This window comes from Streptomyces himalayensis subsp. himalayensis, from assembly GCF_013778455.1.
In the GTDB taxonomy this organism is placed as follows: domain Bacteria; phylum Actinomycetota; class Actinomycetes; order Streptomycetales; family Streptomycetaceae; genus Streptomyces; species Streptomyces himalayensis.
Genome location: NZ_JACEHE010000011.1, coordinates 180,625 through 197,267, shown reverse-complemented (window position 1 = coordinate 197,267; position 16,643 = coordinate 180,625). Strand labels below are relative to the sequence as shown.

Sequence of the window (16,643 nt, the reverse complement as noted above, 5' to 3'; positions counted from 1 at the left end):
GTTCGTCTTGGCGATGACGGACGGCGGGCGCGTCACTGGACGCACTAGCGACTGATCGGCTCGTAGGCACGGATGGTGTACACGGCCTCGTCGTCGATCGCGTTCTCCTCCCAGTCCAGCGAGATCCGCACGGGGTGGCCGTCGGCCGCGTACTCTGCTTCGGCCCGGTACGCCTTGTCGTGCCGGGCCGGTTCGAGGTCCTCCAACAGCCTGCCGATGGTGGGGACTTCACGCGGCCAACGCTTCACGATCCCCTTGGCACTCTCATCGAGCCCGACCGCCTCCGCCACCCTGCCGTCCCGGACCATCACCCGGAAGGTGCCGAGGAATGCCCGTTCGCCGCCACTGGAGGTGAGCGTGTAGGTGTACGAGGACGGTTCCTCCCAGGCGCTACGGGCCTGCGTGCCCTTCGCCCTGGTCTCCGCAGCGGACCCTGCGGAAGCCGCCGACTGGGTACCGCACGCGGCCAGCGCGCACATCGACACCCCGATCAGCGCGGCAGGGAGCCCGGAGCGGGAACGGATACGTACGGCAGGCATGTCGGCAGTTACGGCAGGCATGTCGGCAGTCCCTTCGAAGACGGTCACCGCTTTGACGCCGAACGGCCGAAGAACGTTCGGGACGGGTGAAGCCCTCGGGGAGCAGCTCCGCGCCGGTGATCCGGGGCGCATCAGCTGGACTGGAAGGAGTGCACCGTCACACGCGCCGCCTCGCGGCCGGCAGCATCAGATGCCTGTCTCCTCCCGCGTCATCGGAGGCTCGGCAGGCGTCGCCGGAACCGGACCGAAGAGCACCGCCCGCGCCACCTTCGGGGCGAACAGGGCGGTGACCGGTGCGGTGAGCGCCAGCACGGAACGGAAGGCTTGGCCCACCACGGGGTCGCCGGCGTAGCGTTCCTGGACGCGTCGCAGGTACCAGCCGCCGGGCCGTTCCACGGCCCGGGTGGTGACCGCGTTCCCGATCGCCCCCGGCATCGCCTTGTCCGCCCCGGCCGAGATGTCCCAGGCCTGCCGTGAGGCGGCGAGGAGGGCCTGCTGCACGCGGCGTGTCGTCGGTGTGCGACGGGGGTCGGACAGCGCGTCGCGCAGGGCGACCGCGCTCATCGCGGCGACGGCCATGCCCTGCCCGTAGACGGGGTTGAACGTGCACAAGGCGTCGCCGATCGCGAGGAATCCCGCGGGGCGGCGGCCGGGAAGGTCGTAGCGGCGACGTACGTTCGCGGTCTGCCGGAAGCCGAACACCGGCGACTGCGGCTCGGCTGTGCGCAGCCACCGGTGCACGAACGGATGCGGCAGCCTCTTCGCGTACGCCACGAACTCCTCCTCGTCCGTTGGCGGTTCATCTCCGCGCAGCCCGGAGAAGGTCGCCAGATACCGTCCGTCCTCCAAGGGCAGCACTACGCCCCCGTAGACCTGCGACGGGTTGGGGACGACGTAGTATCCGAGCGACTCGGTGCCCAGAGTCCCGCTCGTGTCGCGGTAGACGCGCGAGGCGTAGGCGAGCCCCGTGTCGATGGACTCCTCGTACACGGCCTCCGCCCCGACCGCCGAGAGCCACTGCGCGGCCTTCGTGCCGCGTCCGGAGGCGTCCACGACCAGGTCGGCCTCGAGGGACCGCCCTTCCTGCCCGGTGCCCTCGCCACGCTCCCGTAGCAGCACGCCCCGCACCCGCGAGGCATCCCCCGACAGCCCGACGACATTTGTCGCCTCGACCACGGTGATCACGGGGTTGGCGAGGACCCGCCGCCGCACCAACTGCTCGAGCTGTGCGCGCGAGCCGGTAGAGAGGTGCGTCGTCGCGGGCAGCCGCCGAAACCAGCGTCCGTCCTGCCACTGCACCATGTCCGACGGCATCCCCACCCGCGGTGCATCCGCCGCCCGCAGCTCGTCCATGAACCCCGGCAGAAGCGAGTCCAGGGCCTGTTGACCGCCCTCCAGCAGGACATGCAGATGGCGGCTCTGCGGTACGCCGGGACGCGGTCCGGGCTCCTCCGGGAACCGGTCGCGCTCGACGACCGTCACCTGGTCGGCGTGCTCGGCGAGCACGTGCGCGGCCAGCAGGCCCGCGAGACTGCCTCCAATGACGACGGCATGCCGCCGACCCGCTCCCTCTAAGAGGTGCTCACAAAATGGGAGTCCGATCAGCTCGAGGCGCCTGGTGCGTGCGATCGCAAGGCGCCGGAAGACCCTCGATGGGGGCACCTCCCATGCCCTTAAGGCAATGGGGGAGGAGCTACTAGGGTGTTTCGGCAACGCGGCGAGCGTGCGTGCCAGGCGCCTCGAGCCGGGCGCCCATTTTGTGAGCACCTCTAAGCCCCGACTGTCCTGCTTCTGCCCAGAGTTCACTGATTCCGCCTCTCGTGATCAGCGTGTTGATCCAGTAACCACGAGTATCGCAGCGGACGTTGAACGCGTCTGCCTCTCACCCCCCGCGGCACGAGGAGGCGAACTCTGCTGGAGAGCGTGGTGCACACGCCCGCCGGAACAGAACCTGAATCACCGGTATTGCGTCCAGCGGCCAGGTCCGATCTCGGTCTCGACCAGCCGGTTCAGAGACTGGTCCGGGTCCTGCTCGCCCGCTCTCCAGTAGTCGAACCACATACGCCAGTGCTGGTCCGTGTCCTCCGTGAACAGTGCATCGATCAGCAGACGCAGCGCCTCGGCACCGGTTGTCGCGTGCTCGGCGGCCTCGCTGAGCGCCGCGTAGTACCGCTCGACACAAGCCAGTGACAGCTTCCCGGTCAGGCCTCCAGCCGCACGGCAACTCGGCGATTTCCGACTCGAGGAAGTGCACCCATCATGGATGGGCCAGGACCTACACCCGGTCGTTATAGCCGCCACGAGCCCAGACTTCCCGCTGGAACCGGGCGGGCGACATGACGTCCGCGCCACCTTCGCGGCGCCAGACCACATCGCAGCGATAGCAGTACCAGGCGTCTCTCCATAGGTGATACGCACGGGCTGCGCCCGCATCGATCTGCGCACGGATCTGTCGTCTCCGCAGGCCCACCAGCACAAGCACGACTACATCGGCACCAGCCAGCACCGCCCAGATGAGAGATCCGAAGAGCGCGAAGAAGGCGAACCAGGGCAGCGTCCCGGCAGCCACAATCATGATGCCCGGCACCTCGGGAGGCTCTGGCGCCAGCGCGAGCCGCCCGGCGAGCGGGGAGTACGCGGGGCCGCCCTCTCGCCGCTGCTCGCGCGGTATCCGGCCCTCGTCGACGATGCGGGGCACAGACTGCGCCCAGTCGCCCCCACAGCGCGGGCACAGCGGCGTCCTGGGCCCCCGTTGACGGGCAGACGGATCCGGGCCCATCCTCCACCTCCCTGCATCGGCGCAGCTGGATCTTCCCGGCCTTCAGGGCTCCCCTGCCCTGGTTCCATCTGGGCGGTCCTGGAGGGGAATTGCCCAGTGAGGCTTGTCGAAACCTGGACTTCGAAACGTGTGCGTGGAAAGTACGACGAACGGCGCAGGCGGGTTCACCACCCCACCGCCTTCGAAAGCAGGTGGTCGATCGACATCGCTGCGATCGGGGGCGCCTGCCGCCACCTGATCGCCGCCCCCTCGACATCACCGGAGCCCGCTGGGGTCTTCAGGGCGCCGAAGCCGTCCTCCAGCTGCGCACCTCGACCGCCAACGGCGACCTCGACGCCTATTGGCGCTGTGACTCACCTCGGGGTTGTCCTCCCACGCCTCGCCGCGGCCGTAGGGCGTCATGTCAAGCAGGCCAAGGACCCGTTGACCGGCTCGTTGCCCCGGCCCGTCGTGGAGTAGGTGAGGAACACGCGGTCGCCGTCGCGCAGGAAACAGACGATGTGCCCCATGTCTCCGTCGACCGGCGCCTCCACTCCCCGCACCGAGTACCAGGGCTGGGTGTAGCCCATGAACTCCAGGTAGGAGGCCACCTCGTCCCAACGGCCCGTGGTCAGGATGGCGAACGAGACGCCGCGGGCGTTGAGGTAGACAGCGTCCTTCAGGTGCCAGGCCGTGGTGGTGCAGCCCTCGCACTGCCCCTGGTGCGGCGCGCCGGATTTCGGAAGCGGAGAGGAGCGACAGGGAGAGGCCGCTGCGGTGCCGGCCCCTCCCGTGGCGTGGCGGGCGGTCAGGCGTTGAAGACGGCCTCGGCGCGGTCGCGAGCCTCGTGCAGTTCCCAGTACAGGGGGGCGATCTGCTCGGGGGTGGCGGTGGGGAAGCCCTCGGGGCCGCCCTGACCGATCCACACGTTGATCGCGACATGGCCCGCGTACACCCCGCTGCCGGCCAGTTCCTTGTTCAGGTTGAGCACCCAGTTGCGCAAGGCTCCACCCGCGGCGTTGACGTTGCCGAGCATCGGGATCGGGTCGATCGAGCCGCCGCCGGTGGTGAACAGCAGCGTCCCCGCGCCGGCCTCGCGCATCGCGGGCAGGACCGCGCGGGCGGCTTCGACGGCGCCGTAGAAGGTGTACTCGATCTGCGGCTGCAGGTTCTCCACCGTCGCCTCGGACGGTACGGCCTGGGTGAAGCCGGGCACCGGGGAGTGCGGGGCCGGCGAGTACTCCAGCACGTCGACGGACCCGAACCGGGCCCTGGCCGCCTCCAGCGCGGCGGTCAGCGACGGCCGGTCCAGCACGTCTGCGGGGAACCCGGCAGCGGTGATGCCCTCTGTGCCGAGCTGCTCGACGAGCGCGTCGAGCTTGTCCTTGGTCCGGGCGATCAGCGCGACGTCGAAGCCGCGGCTGCCGAAGGTGCGGGCGATGGCCAGCCCCATGCCGGGGCCGGCGCCGATGATGGCGATGGTGGACACGATCAGTTCCCTCTTCGTCGTGGTGCGGGGGTGGGACAGCGGGGGTGTGTCAGGAGCAGGTGACGGCGATCTTGCCGAGGGCGCCGGCACCGAACGCGGCGAACGCCTGCTCGGCCTGCTCCAGCGGGTAGGTCGCGGTGACGGGCACGCGCAGCGCGCCGGAGGCAGCCCGATCGGCCAGGACGGCCAGGGTCTGGGCGTTCGCGTCGGCCATGACCGAGTGGACGGCGACGTCCCGGTCCTCGACGACGTCCTTCGTCAGGCCGAGGGTGGAGGCGATCCGCCCGCCCGGGCGCAGCAGGCCCGCGAGCTGTCCGCCGTCACCGGCCAGCTGCAGAGCCGCGTCCACGCCCTCGGGGGCGAGCGCGCGGACCTGCGCCTCCAGGTCGCCGGTGAAGTCCACGACCTTGATGTCGGCGTCGGTCAGGCCGGTGACGAAATCGGCCTCGGCGCCGGGGCGGGCGGTGGCGATCACGCGGGCGCCCCGCGCGGCGGCCAGTTGCACGGCCAGCGCGCCGACCCCGCCGGTGGCCCCGGAGATCAGCACCGTCTCCCCCTCGGCGACGTCCAGGGCCGTCAGGCTGTCGAAGGCCGCGGTCCCGGCCAGGCCCAGCGCGCCCGCATCCTTGATGTCAAGGCCCGCGGGAATGTGGGCGACGCCGTAGCCGGCGGGCACGCTCACGTACTCGGCCAGCGAACCGGTGCCCAGGAACGGCTTCATCACCACGCCGAAAACCATGTCGCCGACGGCGAAGCCCTCCACGCCCTCGCCGAGCGCCTCGACGGTGCCCGCGAAGTCTTTGCCGATCACCAGCGGGAACCGGTGCTCCATCATCCCCTGCAGGTATCCGGCCGCCGTCGCGGCGTCAAAGCCGTTCACCGACGACACAGCCACCTTCACCAGCAGCTCACCGGCCTCCGGGCGCGGAGTCTCAACCTCGGCCACGGCCGGAGCGGAGGGAACCTCGTTCAGCGCCAAAGCACGCATGGCAACACCTCCCTATAACTGGAACGGCCTTCCCGATTCCAGTGGCGTCCAGAGTAACAACACAATTGGGCCGACTGTTCCACTTCGTTATGGTGAAGGCATGACCCGCACCGCAGCCCCCGGCGAAACCCCAGGCCGCACGCCCGAGACAGGGCTGCGCGCCGACGCCGAACGCAACGGCGACCGCATCCTCGCCGCCGCCCGCCACCTGTTCGCCACCGAAGGGCTCGGCGTCTCCATGGCCTCCGTCGCCCGCGAAGCCGGCGTCGGCAAAGCCACCCTCTCCCGCCGCTTCGCCACCCGCGACGACCTCGTCAACGCCGTCTTCGCCGACCGCATGGACGCCTACGCCGCAGCCGTCACCGACGCCCTCGCCAACCCCGACCCCTGGCACGGCTTCACCGGCTACATCCACGCCGTCCGCGCCATGCAGGCCGCCGACCGCGGCTTCGCCGACGTCCTGAGCTGAGGAGCGCGTACACCTGCCCGCGTCGTGCGTCTCATCGCATACGCCGCGATACCGTCGGCCAGGGCGGGGAAGAGGAACAGGAAGCGAAGGTCGCGCGGTCGGCAAGAGCGATGGGCAGTGTTCATGGATACCTGGACGTGGTTGGTCGTCGCCGCCGCGATGCTCGCGGCCGTGGTACTCGGCGTGGCGGTCGTGTTGTTGCTGCGGCTCGTCCGTACGCGCCGTGACCTACGACGCGCCGGGCTCCCGACCGGGCCGCGCTGGGTGTTCTGGGGTGCCGTGCTGTACCTCGTCCTGCCGGCCGACCTGTTGCCCGATCCCGTCTACCTGGACGACATCGGGGTCCTGCTGCTGGCACTGAAGTCGATGCGGGCCCCGCGGAACGAGGACGCGGGAACTCCTTTGAGCAGGTGAGACGTTGTCCGGCTGACGGCCACTTCGACAGGCGGCAGCGATGAGCGAGCTCGTTCCCGGGGGCAATCTGCCCCTGCCGGGCGGCACCCTGACCATCCGGGTGCCGGGGGCCTTCGACATGTCCGCGATCATCACCGACGACAGCGGGAAGGTGCGCGGTGACGGCGACTTCGTGTTCTACAACCAGCCCGCCGCGCCCGGGGCCCGGCTGCTCGGCGAGGAGCTCGTCGTCGATCCGACCGCGCTGCGGGCCGGGGCGAGCCGCGTCACCGTGGTCATCAGCCCCGCCGAGCCCGGTACGCCCCTCGGGCACCTGCCCCGACCCACACTGCACGTCAGCGCCCCGGGCGGGCGCGTGATCGCCCGGTTCACCCCGCCCCGCCCGCAGCACGAAACCGTGCTCCTGCTCGCGGAGGTCTACCGCCGCGGTCCGGCATGGAAGCTCAGGGCACTGGGGCAGGGGTACGCCGAGGGGCTGGCCGGTGTCGCGCGGGACTTCGGGGTCGACGTCGTGGAGGATGCCGTGCCGTCGCCGGGCGGGGCTGTCGCGGGCGGGTCACCGCGTCCGGTCGCGCCGCCCGGGAGGGACGGCTCCCGCATGCCGAGCACCGCACCCGGCTCGCTCGGCTTCCGCCTTCCCGGCCCCCGTGGTCTCCGCCTGTCCGGCGCGTTTTCCAGGGCCAATGGCCCACGCGTGCCGGCGTCCGGCTCCAGCGGTTCCCCGGTGTCGGGGGGCGCACCCGATCCGGACGACTACCTGAGGCTGGTGAACTCGGCACGGGCCAGGAGTGGTTCGCCTCCGGTGGTCCTCGACGCGCGGCTCACGGCGGCGGCTCGGGACCATGCCGCCGGGATGGCCGCGCGGGGCCAGCTGGCCTCCAAAGGGCCGGACGGAGTCTCCGTCCATCAGCGGATCACCGCGAGCGGATACGCGTACCTGACGGTGGGTGAGCACCTGGTCTCCGGGCCGCGGACGCCGGCCGAGTTCGTGGAGTACTGCCTCTCGGCCGAGCGGTCCCGGAGCACTCTGTGCGAACCGGCGTTCACTGAGGCCGGGTTGGCGTACGTCGCGGACCGGCGCTCCGGGGACATGTTCTGGACGGCGTTGTGGGCCCGGCCCTTCACTCCGGCCGGGCTGGCACAGACGGCCGCCGAGGTCATCGCCCTCACCAACACCGAGCGGGCCAGGGCCGGGCTGACACCGCTGTCCGGTGACCCGCACCTCACCGCGGCCGCCCAGGGCCACAGCGCCGACATGGTGGCGCGCGCGTTCTACTCCCACACCTCCCCCGACGGCAGCGAACCCTGGGACCGGGCCGCCGCCGCCGGCTGCACCCGGCGGTCCATCGGCGAGAACATCGCCTGCGGGCAGCGCTCCCCCGCCGAGGTCGTCGACGGCTGGATGAACAGCCCCGGCCACCGCGCCAACATCCTCAAGCCGGGCTTCACGCACATTGGCGTCGGCTTCGCCGGGGGCGGTGCGGCGGGCACGTACTGGACGCAACTATTCGGCGGTTGAGTACGTGTTCGCGAGCCGTCCACGACATCCCGGGGCGGAGGTGAGTCGGTGACCCTGTGCCAGTAGTGCTCTGTCGGATCCGGGCCGCTGCACCGGGACCCACGCTTCCCGCCGATTCGAGACCGGCGGCTGCCAGGTAGCCCGAGCCACCAGGTAGCCCGAGCCACGGCGGCCGATGCCGTCGGGCAGCCGGACGATGACCTCGGCGACACGTCCGGTCTCCACTCCGCTGCGGCGGCCTTCCATGTCTGCTCAGCGCTCCCCGTCGGCCTTGCCACCCGCGATCAGGACGGAAGCGATCCAGAACCGGATCTTCTCCTGGCCGCCGGCCTCCCCGTCTACGGCGGGGTGCGCCCTGGAGGAACTCGACTGCCCCGTTCCAGCGGGGCCGGGCGGCAGGTGGACCGTCATGATCAGTGACTGGCTTCGGCCCGCAGGTGGCGAGCATGTCCTTGACCGTGGTCATCACTGGTTGCTTCCTTATCGCTGCCGGAGGCCGGCGGGCGGGCGGCCGCACCCCTTCCCCAACCGGCCCTTGGCGGTGGCCATGGCGCGGTAACGCAAACGCGCAGGGACGCCCCCGTCGGTATCAGGGGGTGTCCCGGGCGCGCGACTTCTCGGCGGTCAGTGGTAGGCGTGGACGACGGCGTGGCCCTTGCCGCGGCCGATCATCCACTTGTTCACGGGCGTGGTGATCAGGAAGGCGACCGCGAAACCGCCCAGCAGGGCCGACCAGAACAGCCCGTCCGACAGGTGGGCGTCCATCGCGCCCGGGGTGAGGGCGATGATGGCGTTGTCGACCAGCTCCATCACCGCGATCGAAACGGTGTCGGCGGCCAGCGCCACCTTGATCGCGGCCTTGAAGTCCAGGCCGGCCCTGAGCACCGCGAACAGCGTGAACGAGTAGCCGAACAGGAACGCAAGCCCGATCGCGAGGACCATGGTCGGCACGTTGCCCCACAGCAGGGCCGTACCGATGACCATGCCGAGAATCTCGCCGATGGCGCACCCGGTCAGACAGTGCAACGTCGCCTTCGCAGCCGTCGCCCAGGAGGCCCCGCCGTGCCCGTGCGCGCCGTGGTGAGTGGCGCGACCGCGATGACCCTCGTGAGCGGTGTGGTCGTGCGCGGCGCCGGTGTGTTGAGCGTTGTGGTCCATGGCCGACATCCCCTTCCCCATCCAGCGTGGCCCGGCTTCCGAGCCCCCACCCCCACGAACCATATACCCCTGGGGGGTATTTCTCTATGGGTGTTTCCCTTTTCTGTTGAGGGCCGCTTTTTCTGTTGAGGGCCGCTGGAGGACCGTCCAGGGGCGACCGGCGCCCACGCCCAGAGCCGGTCACCCGGACCGCCTTCCCGCCGCTCAGCCGGAAGACATGTGTGGCCCGCGGCATAGACGGTGTTGTCGGCCAGGTCGACGCCGAGGCCGTGCAGGGTCCGCCGGTTCCTGGATCGGCGGGCGTGGCGTCCTGGCCGGTGTCGGGGCTTCCTGGCCGGTGTCGGGGCTTAAGGACACCGTCTCAGCAGGCGGCCGGCAGCACAGCGGCCGCCGCCAGAAAACCAGCGGCGCACCCGCGACGCCGTGGTGATCACATGGGGATCCAAGCGGTCGGAGGAAGGTAGATCGCAAAGGCGTGCCGGGGCGGGGCGGGCGCTGTGGCGGCCACCCCGCCCCCGCGGTCTGGTCAGTCCGTGCCGAGCAGCTTGTTCATCTGCGTGATCTCGGCGGTCTGGGAGGTGATGATCGCTCCGGCCATTTTCTTGGCGGGCTCGTAGGCGCCGTCGGCCTGCTCGGTCTTGGCCATCTGTACCGCGCCTTCGTGGTGTTTGATCATCATCTCCATGAAGGCGGTGTCGAAAGCCTGACCCGAGGAGTCCTTGAGCTGCTCCATCTCCTCGGCCGTCATCATTCCGTCCGCGCCGTGCATGGAGTGGTCCATGGCGCTCTCGGCGGGCACCTCCTCGCCCCAGGAGGTCAGCCAGCCGGACATGGTCTTGATCTCCGGGTCCTGGGCCTTCTTGATGTCCTCGGCGAGCTTCTTCACCTCCGCCGACTGCGCCCGGCTGGGCGCGAGGTCGGCCATCTCCACGGCCTGCCGGTGGTGGGGGATCATCCCTTTCGCGAAGGCGACGTCGGCAGCGTTGTGCCGGCCCGGGGAGGCCGGCGCCGAGGCGGACGGGGACGTCGCGGTGTGGCCGTTGTGTCCGGCCGAGCCGTCGCCGCTGCCGCCGCAGGCGGCCAGGGCGAGCGCCACCGCCGCTGCGGCAGCCACGGCGGCGGAACGGCGGGCGAGGGAACGCTTGCTGTTCATAGGTGTGCAACTCCTTACGCGCAGCCACGGCAGGGCGCGCGGGTTTCGCGGACATGAGGGTGTGCGTAGGCGCGGCACCGGTCACCGGGAACGTCCGGGCAAGGGGTGCCGTGCGGGCCGCTCTATATCCGTAGAAGTTGCAGCTCAGAAAGGTCGGGCGGTGCCCGGCCGCTCTCGGTCGATGCCGTGGCCCTCTGCGCTGCGGCAGAAGCGGCGGGTGCATCCGGCACCGCGCTGGTCAGTGCGGGCGGCGCGTAAGGGGAGCCGATACCGGCCGCCGCACACGTCCCATCGGCATGATCAAGATGATCCGACCCGCCATCCGTGTGCGAGCATCCCCCGCTCACGTGCGGTGCGCCCGCCGTCTGGGCCATCACCATGCCGTGCCCGGCATCCGACTGCCCAGTCGGCGCCCCATCGGGGGCCAGGGCATGCATCCCCAGCACACCGGCCAGTACCGCCATCACCAGCAGCACAAACAACCGCCCGGCAGGGCGGCGGCTCGATGCGGTGCTGCTGATCACGAGATCATCTTATGGTCCACGCACGGGAACTTCGCCAGACCGGTTCCGGCGTTCAGCGTTCACGGGCAGTCCCGCAAAGATCCGGGTGGTCCCCACTTCGACGGCCGCAGAGCCGGGCGGCATGATGACATTCTCGATCGAGGGGGCGGTTCTTCAGTGGCCCGGCTCGGCGTGCGCGCCGTGGTCGCCGAGCTGGGCTTCGAACCAGTCGTGCAGGGCATCGACCAGCGCGGTATCCCTGGTCGCGTACGTCAGGGTGGCCCCGTCCGCGCGTTTCTCGTACTGCACGTCGATGCGGTCATGACCGTCCCGGAGTGCGGCGAGCCCGGGCATCTCATTTCCGTGAATAGCTACGCAGGAGGCCGCCGACTGGATGACCTGCCAGGCGCTCAGCCGGCGGGGAGCGGCCGGCTTTCCCATGGGCCAGACCCGGCACCGTACCGGCTCCAGGCAGCCGAGCCCGAGAGAGCCAGGCAGCCCGCTGAACTACGCTTGAGACGGAAAGGACGCGGACCATGACCGATGCTGAGCGGCAGTTCGACAAGGTCAGCCTGGACCGGTCGGAAGGGTTCGGTGAGCGGCTGCTGGGGCTGCTGCTGGACCGGGAGCAGCAGATGCCGCCGCAGTTGGTCGCGCCGCTGATCGCGGAAGAGGTTGCCCGGATCGGTGGCCGGGAGGTCTCGATTCTCCTGCAGGACTACGGCCAAGAGGTGCTGGCCCCCTTGCCGGGCAGGCGGCTGGTGGTCGGCGAGGCTGAGCCGATTGATACGTCCGACGCCGGTGTGGCCTTCCTGCGTGCAACCCCTGTCGAGGTACCTCAGGCCGACGGCATCCGGATGTTCCTGCCGTTGCTGGACGGCAGCGATCAGGTGGGGGTGATGGCTCTGACCCTGGACGCCGTCGATGACGATGACCGGCGTCTTTTGCACAGGCTCGCCAGCTTGGTCGCCGACATGCTGGTCACCAAGAACAGCTATACCGACCAGTTCTTCTTGGTCCGGCGACGCGAACCGATGAGCGTGGCTGCCGAGATGCAGTGGTCCCTGCTGCCGCCGCTGATGATGGACGTGCCCCAGGTCGCGGTGGCCGGAATCCTGGAGCCCGCCTATGACGTCGCCGGTGACAGCTTCGACTACGCCCTCAACGACGACATCCTGCACGTGGCCGTGGTCGACGCGATGGGCCACGGCCTGGACGCCGCCACCATGGCGACCGTCACTATCGGTGCATACCGACACGCCCGACGCGGCGACATCGACCTGGGCAAGATCTATGCGTTCATGGACCGGGCCATCGCCAAGCAGTTCGGCCCCGAGCATTTCGTCACCGCTGAGATGATGCGTCTGGACATCGCAACAGGTCACTTGCAATGGGTCAACGCGGGCCATCCCGCACCGCTGCTCATCCGGAACGGCGAGGTCATCCAGCAACTCCACAGCCCGACTACCTTGCCGGTCGGCTTGGGCGGTGAAGCACCCGAGATCAGCGAGCTGATGCTCCAGCGCGGCGACCGTGTGCTGTGCTTCACCGACGGGGTGATCGAGGAGCACGAAGTCGGCGAGGATCAGTTCGGTTTGGAACAACTCGTCGACTGTGTCAACCGCACCGAGCAGGTGGATGCAGGAATACGCGCGGTAGTGCGCGCCCTCTCCCATACGCTGAAGCAGGAACGGGGCGGCAGGACCAGCGACGACGCGACGCTCTTCCTCATCGAGTGGCGCGGGGGCGCCGCCGACCACCTCGCCAGGCTGGACTGAATCGACAGGGTCGAGCCTGGACTCCTTGCGCCGGGGTCCTTCCGCGGCTGCGGCCACTGCCCATCCAGGGTGCGGCTGACCGTTCTGGTGATCGCGACGATGTGCGGCGTGCAGCTCGACCTTCGACTCCGAGTCACCCATGAGGCTCCTTCCGGGAGAAGCACACCCCCAGAGCCTCAGAATTGATGTCACTGGGTTGCTGTGGCAGCCCGTCATGGCAGCCGCAGCGGGAGGGTGTTGACGTGAGCGTGAACGTCGTGGGTCGTTACGCGTAGGGATCGTGCATCCGCCGCGAGGCGTTCGGTCGGCGGCGGACGTGAACGGTGCGGCCGATGCTCGCTGCCCTCGGCAGGAGCCTCTGGAGGACGTCGAAATGCCGACTCGGGCTCCTGAGGGCCTTTTCCTGAAGCGTGCACGGTTGAGCGTTGAGGTTCTGGGACAAATCGTTCGGCATTGAGCGGTCGATCACGTAGGGTGCCCCGGTTGTCGAGCTGGAAAGGCGGGTGGTGGACGTGGCACCCCGGAAAGTGACGCGAGACCAGTTGGCGGGGGCCGCGAGGGCCGCGCTGGGTGGCGGTCGGCGGCTGGATGCGCTCGAGCGGCTCGCGGGCGGCAGCAGGAAGGGCGTATACCGCCTGACGATGGACGACGCTACGACGGCGATCGCCTACCTGTGGGAGGAGTCGGAGAACTACTGGCCGGCGGCCGAGGGCGACGACGACCTCACAGACCCGTTCTCACCCGGTGTCGGGCTCGACCTGTTCGAGGCCGCCCACGCGCGGCTGGAGTCGCTGGGCCTGCGGGTTCCCGAGGTCCATCTGGTCGACCGCGAGCGCAGCCACTACCCGGCCGACCTCGCGATCGTGGAGGACTTCCCCGGCGAGGACCTGCTGGACCTGCTCAACCGCGACCCGCGTGCGGCGGAGCCGACGATGGCACGTCTCGCCGATGCCCTGACGGCGATGCGCAGTCATCGGGCGCCAACTTTCGGCAAAGTAGCCCTGATCGACGCAGGAGGAACCTCGCGAGCGACGTCATGCGAGCAAGCCGCGCTCGACTTCGCGCTGCGCTGCCTGGCCGAAGCGGCTTCACGGGACCGGAGGATCGCGGACGCCCACGACCGGCTGGAGGAACGACTGCGAGAGTTCGCAGCAGCGGTGCGGCCGCGTGCCGAGTACTCGGTCGTCCATGGCGAGCTGGGGCTGGACCACGTGCTGGTGGACCGGGACGGCAACCCCGTTCTGATCGACATCGAGGACCTGCTGTACTTCGACATCGAGTGGGAGCACGTCTTCCTGCAGCTCCGGCATCCCGGCAGCCACTATGAGTGGTTGGCGGTGGAGGGCCTCGACGAAGACCGGCTCGCGCTCTACACGCTCACCCAGCGGCTTTCACTGACAGCGGGTCCGCTCCGGCTGCTCGAGGGAGACTTCCCCGACCGGGAGATCATGCAGGGAATCGCCGAGCACCACTTGAAGGAGGCGCTGGCGCTGGTCTCGGTGGTTTAGATCGTGCTTTGCGGATCACCCCAGAGAGGATGCTGTCCTGCCGTCCGCACGCCTTCGATCGAATCCGACGATTTCCCGTCTGCAGGGGCCGCCCGCGCCGTCATGAGGAAAGCGAGCTGTTCCGTATCACCGGGGCATTGCCATGGTCTGCGCATCACACGGCAGCGACCCTCCTGCCAGTGGCAGCGCCTGCTGACCCACTCGCCCACGGCCTCCCTGCTCTCCGGGCGCGGCCAGTGCCTGCCGGGGACCGGCGGACTGAATACGGGGGCTATGTCTCGCCGTTCCGGTTGATCTCGATCCTCCGAAGCGACGGCACCAGTAACGGCACCAGCATCACCACCGCCGCCACCCCGCCGCCGGTGACGGCGACCGCCGCCGTGCCGAACGCTGCGGCGAGGGCTGGCGTGGACAGCTGGCCGATGGGGACGGGCACGAAGGACCAGAACTCGTCGTGGGCGCCGACCCGGGAAAGCAGCCGCTCCGGGACGTGGGTGTTATGAACGGTCTCCCACACGACGGTGAAGAACTCGGAGGCCACGCCCGCCACGAACGCCGCCGCTGCCAGCAAAAACGTGCTCGCGCCGGCGCCGAGCAGGATCAGCGGGACGGCGGCGAGCGCCATCGAGGACAGCGCCGGCGCCATCGGCCGCCGCACAAGCCGCTTTCGCCGGCGTCCTCTTCACCAGCGCGGGCTAGGGCCTGTGTCGGAAGTGGCGTCTGGCACGCACGCTCGCGGCGTTGCCGAAATGCCCTAATAGCTCCGCTACGAGGACATTCCGGCGCCTTGCGATCGCACGCGCCAGACGCCGCGAGGCCCGCCCTTCGGGCGGACGACGCCACTTCCGACACAGGCCCTAGGAGCGCGGCCAGCTCATCGTCGCCGCACATCACCTCCTCGACAGCGGCGCCCATGCACAGGCCGCGTGGTGGTGAGCCTGACGGTGCGCGCGGGGTCGCGGAACACCAGCCGCTCGCGCATCAAGGCACTGAAGTAAGAGCGCAGCGCGGAGTGCAGGCGCCGGGCCGCGCTGCCGGCGAGGGGCTTCAAGGCGTCCGTGATGTGCTTCGTCGTGACCTCTCGGGGATCGGAAATGCCCGCGTCGATCCAGGCGGTGAGCGGGCGGTCAGGCGGTCAACGCCGCAAGCTCCGCGTCGGCGCGCTCGGTAACCAGGGCGAGGACGCGGCCGGCGGCGGCCAGATCCTCGGCGGGTATCCCGCCCCAGATGCGGGCGGTGATGGGGGCGATCTCCGCACCCACGACGGCGATCAGCTCGCGCCCTGCATCCGTGCGGCGAAGGTGCGCACCGTCCGCGACGAGCAGCTGTTTGGCCAGCAGCCCGTCGAGAGTGGCGCGGATGTCGACCGGATCGGCCTTGAGGGAGCCCCGGACGTGGGTGACGAGATGGTCCGGCGTCTGCGGGGTGTCGGCGGTGACGGCGGCGCGCAGAGCGATCTGCTGCTGGAACGTGATGCCGTGCCGGGCCAGGACGTGCTCCAGGACGCCGCGGGCGGCGTAGTGGGCCAGGCCGAGGGCGCGAGAGTCGGCAATGAGTGCGGTGGTGGTGGATGCAGTGGTGGTCATGGTGTTGTCCCCTGAGTGCTCTCGTCGTTCGGTACGGATGGAGCGAGAGATGCGTCGAGCAGGGTCGTCAGCTCGTCGGTGAACGCGCGCGTCCGCGGGGCGTCGAGGCCGCCGAGCGGCTCCAGCAACTGCTGAAGCAGTTGCTGGACCACCGTGATGGCCTGCCCCGTGACGGTCTGGCCCTGCTCGGTGAGGGCGAGCTGCACGGCGCGCGGGTCGCGGGGGTCGCGGGTGCGCTCGATCAGGCCGGCCGACTCCAGGGCGCGCGCCAGCTTCGAGACGTACAGCGCCTCCAGGCCGGTGTGGTCGGCGAGTTGGCGCTGACTGGGCCGCTCGCCGGCGTGCTGCATGCCGTGCAGCGACGCGACCAGTGAGTACTGCGCGTGGGTGAGGCCCAGCGGAGCCACCGCGCGATCGACCGCGACGCGCCACTTGTTGGCGAGCCGCCATACCAGGAAACCGGGCGTGGGGCCCGGTGAGCCCTTGCTCATACCGAATAGAGTACATGGCTATTATGTCCATGGCTACTATTTTCTGGCGGATGTGACAGCCCGCCTTGAACAGACCAACGACCCCGGGTTGCGGGATGGCGCGTCCTGGGCGGCCGAAGGCGCGAGTTGATCCTGTCGGATGATCAATAGGCTGCGCTGGAGGGATGGGTGCGGCGCCGTTGCACGCCGCAGGCGTGGGCTTTGCTTACGGGGTCAGCAGGCTGGGCGGCCGCGCGCGTCCACGCTCAGCGGGTTTCCCGTTTGGGCACGCGTTCTGTGACGGCGCAGCC

The 16,643-nt window shown here is 69.8% G+C and carries 18 protein-coding genes and 1 pseudogene; 5 read left to right on the top strand and 14 right to left on the bottom strand.

Going from position 1 to position 16,643, the window contains the following annotated elements; all coding sequences use genetic code 11:
- Nucleotides 1-44 precede the first annotated feature (44 nt).
- The 6 genes and pseudogenes from H1D24_RS19695 to H1D24_RS19670 form a co-directional block, all read right to left on the bottom strand.
- Entirely contained in the window at nt 45-560 is a 516-nt protein-coding gene (locus H1D24_RS19695; protein ID WP_258564178.1) for a DUF6174 domain-containing protein, read from the bottom strand.
- Between the two features lie 165 nt (nt 561-725).
- Complete coding sequence (locus tag H1D24_RS19690) at nt 726-2,081, bottom strand: FAD-dependent oxidoreductase (RefSeq protein WP_181658990.1); 1,356 nt, start codon at nt 2,079-2,081, stop codon at nt 726-728.
- A 733-nt stretch (nt 2,082-2,814) separates the two neighbouring features.
- Complete coding sequence (locus H1D24_RS19685; RefSeq protein WP_181658922.1) at nt 2,815-3,237, bottom strand: hypothetical protein; 423 nt, start codon at nt 3,235-3,237, stop codon at nt 2,815-2,817.
- Between the two features lie 438 nt (nt 3,238-3,675).
- Nucleotides 3,676-4,031, bottom strand: a pseudogene (locus H1D24_RS19680) (DUF899 family protein); the annotation flags it as partial.
- A 74-nt stretch (nt 4,032-4,105) separates the two neighbouring features.
- The gene (locus tag H1D24_RS19675; protein WP_181658921.1) at nt 4,106-4,786 is read right to left on the bottom strand and encodes an SDR family NAD(P)-dependent oxidoreductase; all 681 of its coding nucleotides are present in this window, start codon (nt 4,784-4,786) and stop codon (nt 4,106-4,108) included.
- Between the two features lie 49 nt (nt 4,787-4,835).
- The gene (locus tag H1D24_RS19670; RefSeq protein WP_181658920.1) at nt 4,836-5,774 is read right to left on the bottom strand and encodes an NADP-dependent oxidoreductase; all 939 of its coding nucleotides are present in this window, start codon (nt 5,772-5,774) and stop codon (nt 4,836-4,838) included.
- 100 nt (nt 5,775-5,874) lie between these two features.
- Here H1D24_RS19670 and H1D24_RS19665 point away from each other — a divergent pair, with 100 nt between their 5' ends.
- The 3 genes from H1D24_RS19665 (at nt 5,875) to H1D24_RS19655 (ending at nt 8,176) form a co-directional block, all read left to right on the top strand.
- Nucleotides 5,875-6,243 (top strand): TetR/AcrR family transcriptional regulator, encoded by a 369-nt coding sequence (locus H1D24_RS19665; RefSeq protein WP_181658919.1) that lies wholly within the window; start codon nt 5,875-5,877, stop codon nt 6,241-6,243.
- Between the two features lie 123 nt (nt 6,244-6,366).
- A complete protein-coding gene (locus H1D24_RS19660; protein WP_181658918.1) occupies nt 6,367-6,657 on the top strand; it encodes a DUF1232 domain-containing protein in 291 nt (96 codons plus the stop codon).
- A gap of 40 nt (nt 6,658-6,697) precedes the next feature.
- Nucleotides 6,698-8,176, top strand: coding sequence for a CAP domain-containing protein (locus tag H1D24_RS19655; protein WP_181658917.1), 1,479 nt, complete (start codon nt 6,698-6,700; stop codon nt 8,174-8,176).
- A gap of 252 nt (nt 8,177-8,428) precedes the next feature.
- Here the strand turns inward: H1D24_RS19655 and H1D24_RS19650 are convergent, their stop codons facing one another.
- The 5 genes from H1D24_RS19650 to H1D24_RS19630 all read right to left on the bottom strand — a co-directional run bounded on the left by H1D24_RS19650 (nt 8,429) and on the right by H1D24_RS19630 (nt 11,344).
- Nucleotides 8,429-8,587, bottom strand: a complete 159-nt coding sequence (locus H1D24_RS19650; protein WP_181658916.1) for a hypothetical protein — start codon at nt 8,585-8,587, stop codon at nt 8,429-8,431.
- A gap of 213 nt (nt 8,588-8,800) precedes the next feature.
- Nucleotides 8,801-9,334, bottom strand: coding sequence for a DUF4396 domain-containing protein (locus H1D24_RS19645; RefSeq protein WP_181658915.1), 534 nt, complete (start codon nt 9,332-9,334; stop codon nt 8,801-8,803).
- Nucleotides 9,335-9,860: 526 nt separating this feature from the next.
- Nucleotides 9,861-10,487 (bottom strand): DUF305 domain-containing protein, encoded by a 627-nt coding sequence (locus tag H1D24_RS19640; RefSeq protein ID WP_181658914.1) that lies wholly within the window; start codon nt 10,485-10,487, stop codon nt 9,861-9,863.
- Nucleotides 10,488-10,609: 122 nt separating this feature from the next.
- Nucleotides 10,610-11,011 carry a DUF6153 family protein gene (locus tag H1D24_RS19635; RefSeq protein ID WP_181658913.1) on the bottom strand — a complete coding sequence of 134 codons (402 nt, stop codon included), beginning with the start codon at nt 11,009-11,011 and terminating at the stop codon, nt 10,610-10,612.
- Nucleotides 11,012-11,164: 153 nt separating this feature from the next.
- Nucleotides 11,165-11,344, bottom strand: a complete 180-nt coding sequence (locus tag H1D24_RS19630; protein ID WP_258564177.1) for a hypothetical protein — start codon at nt 11,342-11,344, stop codon at nt 11,165-11,167.
- Between the two features lie 182 nt (nt 11,345-11,526).
- On the opposite strand from H1D24_RS19630, the gene H1D24_RS19625 reads away from it, so the two are divergent.
- Both H1D24_RS19625 and H1D24_RS19620 read left to right on the top strand, forming a co-directional pair.
- A complete protein-coding gene (locus tag H1D24_RS19625; protein WP_181658912.1) occupies nt 11,527-12,768 on the top strand; it encodes a PP2C family protein-serine/threonine phosphatase in 1,242 nt (413 codons plus the stop codon).
- Between the two features lie 527 nt (nt 12,769-13,295).
- Complete coding sequence (locus tag H1D24_RS19620) at nt 13,296-14,276, top strand: phosphotransferase family protein (RefSeq protein ID WP_181658989.1); 981 nt, start codon at nt 13,296-13,298, stop codon at nt 14,274-14,276.
- A 271-nt stretch (nt 14,277-14,547) separates the two neighbouring features.
- Here H1D24_RS19620 and H1D24_RS19615 read toward each other — a convergent pair whose 3' ends face one another.
- From H1D24_RS19615 to H1D24_RS19605, 3 genes are all read right to left on the bottom strand, one after another.
- Nucleotides 14,548-14,901 carry a hypothetical protein gene (locus tag H1D24_RS19615; RefSeq protein ID WP_181658911.1) on the bottom strand — a complete coding sequence of 118 codons (354 nt, stop codon included), beginning with the start codon at nt 14,899-14,901 and terminating at the stop codon, nt 14,548-14,550.
- A 502-nt stretch (nt 14,902-15,403) separates the two neighbouring features.
- Nucleotides 15,404-15,862 (bottom strand): winged helix DNA-binding protein, encoded by a 459-nt coding sequence (locus tag H1D24_RS19610; protein WP_181658910.1) that lies wholly within the window; start codon nt 15,860-15,862, stop codon nt 15,404-15,406.
- Nucleotides 15,859-16,353: a MarR family winged helix-turn-helix transcriptional regulator gene (locus tag H1D24_RS19605; RefSeq protein WP_181658909.1), complete on the bottom strand. Its 495-nt coding sequence runs from the start codon at nt 16,351-16,353 to the stop codon at nt 15,859-15,861. Before H1D24_RS19605 ends, H1D24_RS19610 begins: the two co-directional genes overlap by 4 nt.
- Nucleotides 16,354-16,643: the final 290 nt, after the last annotated feature.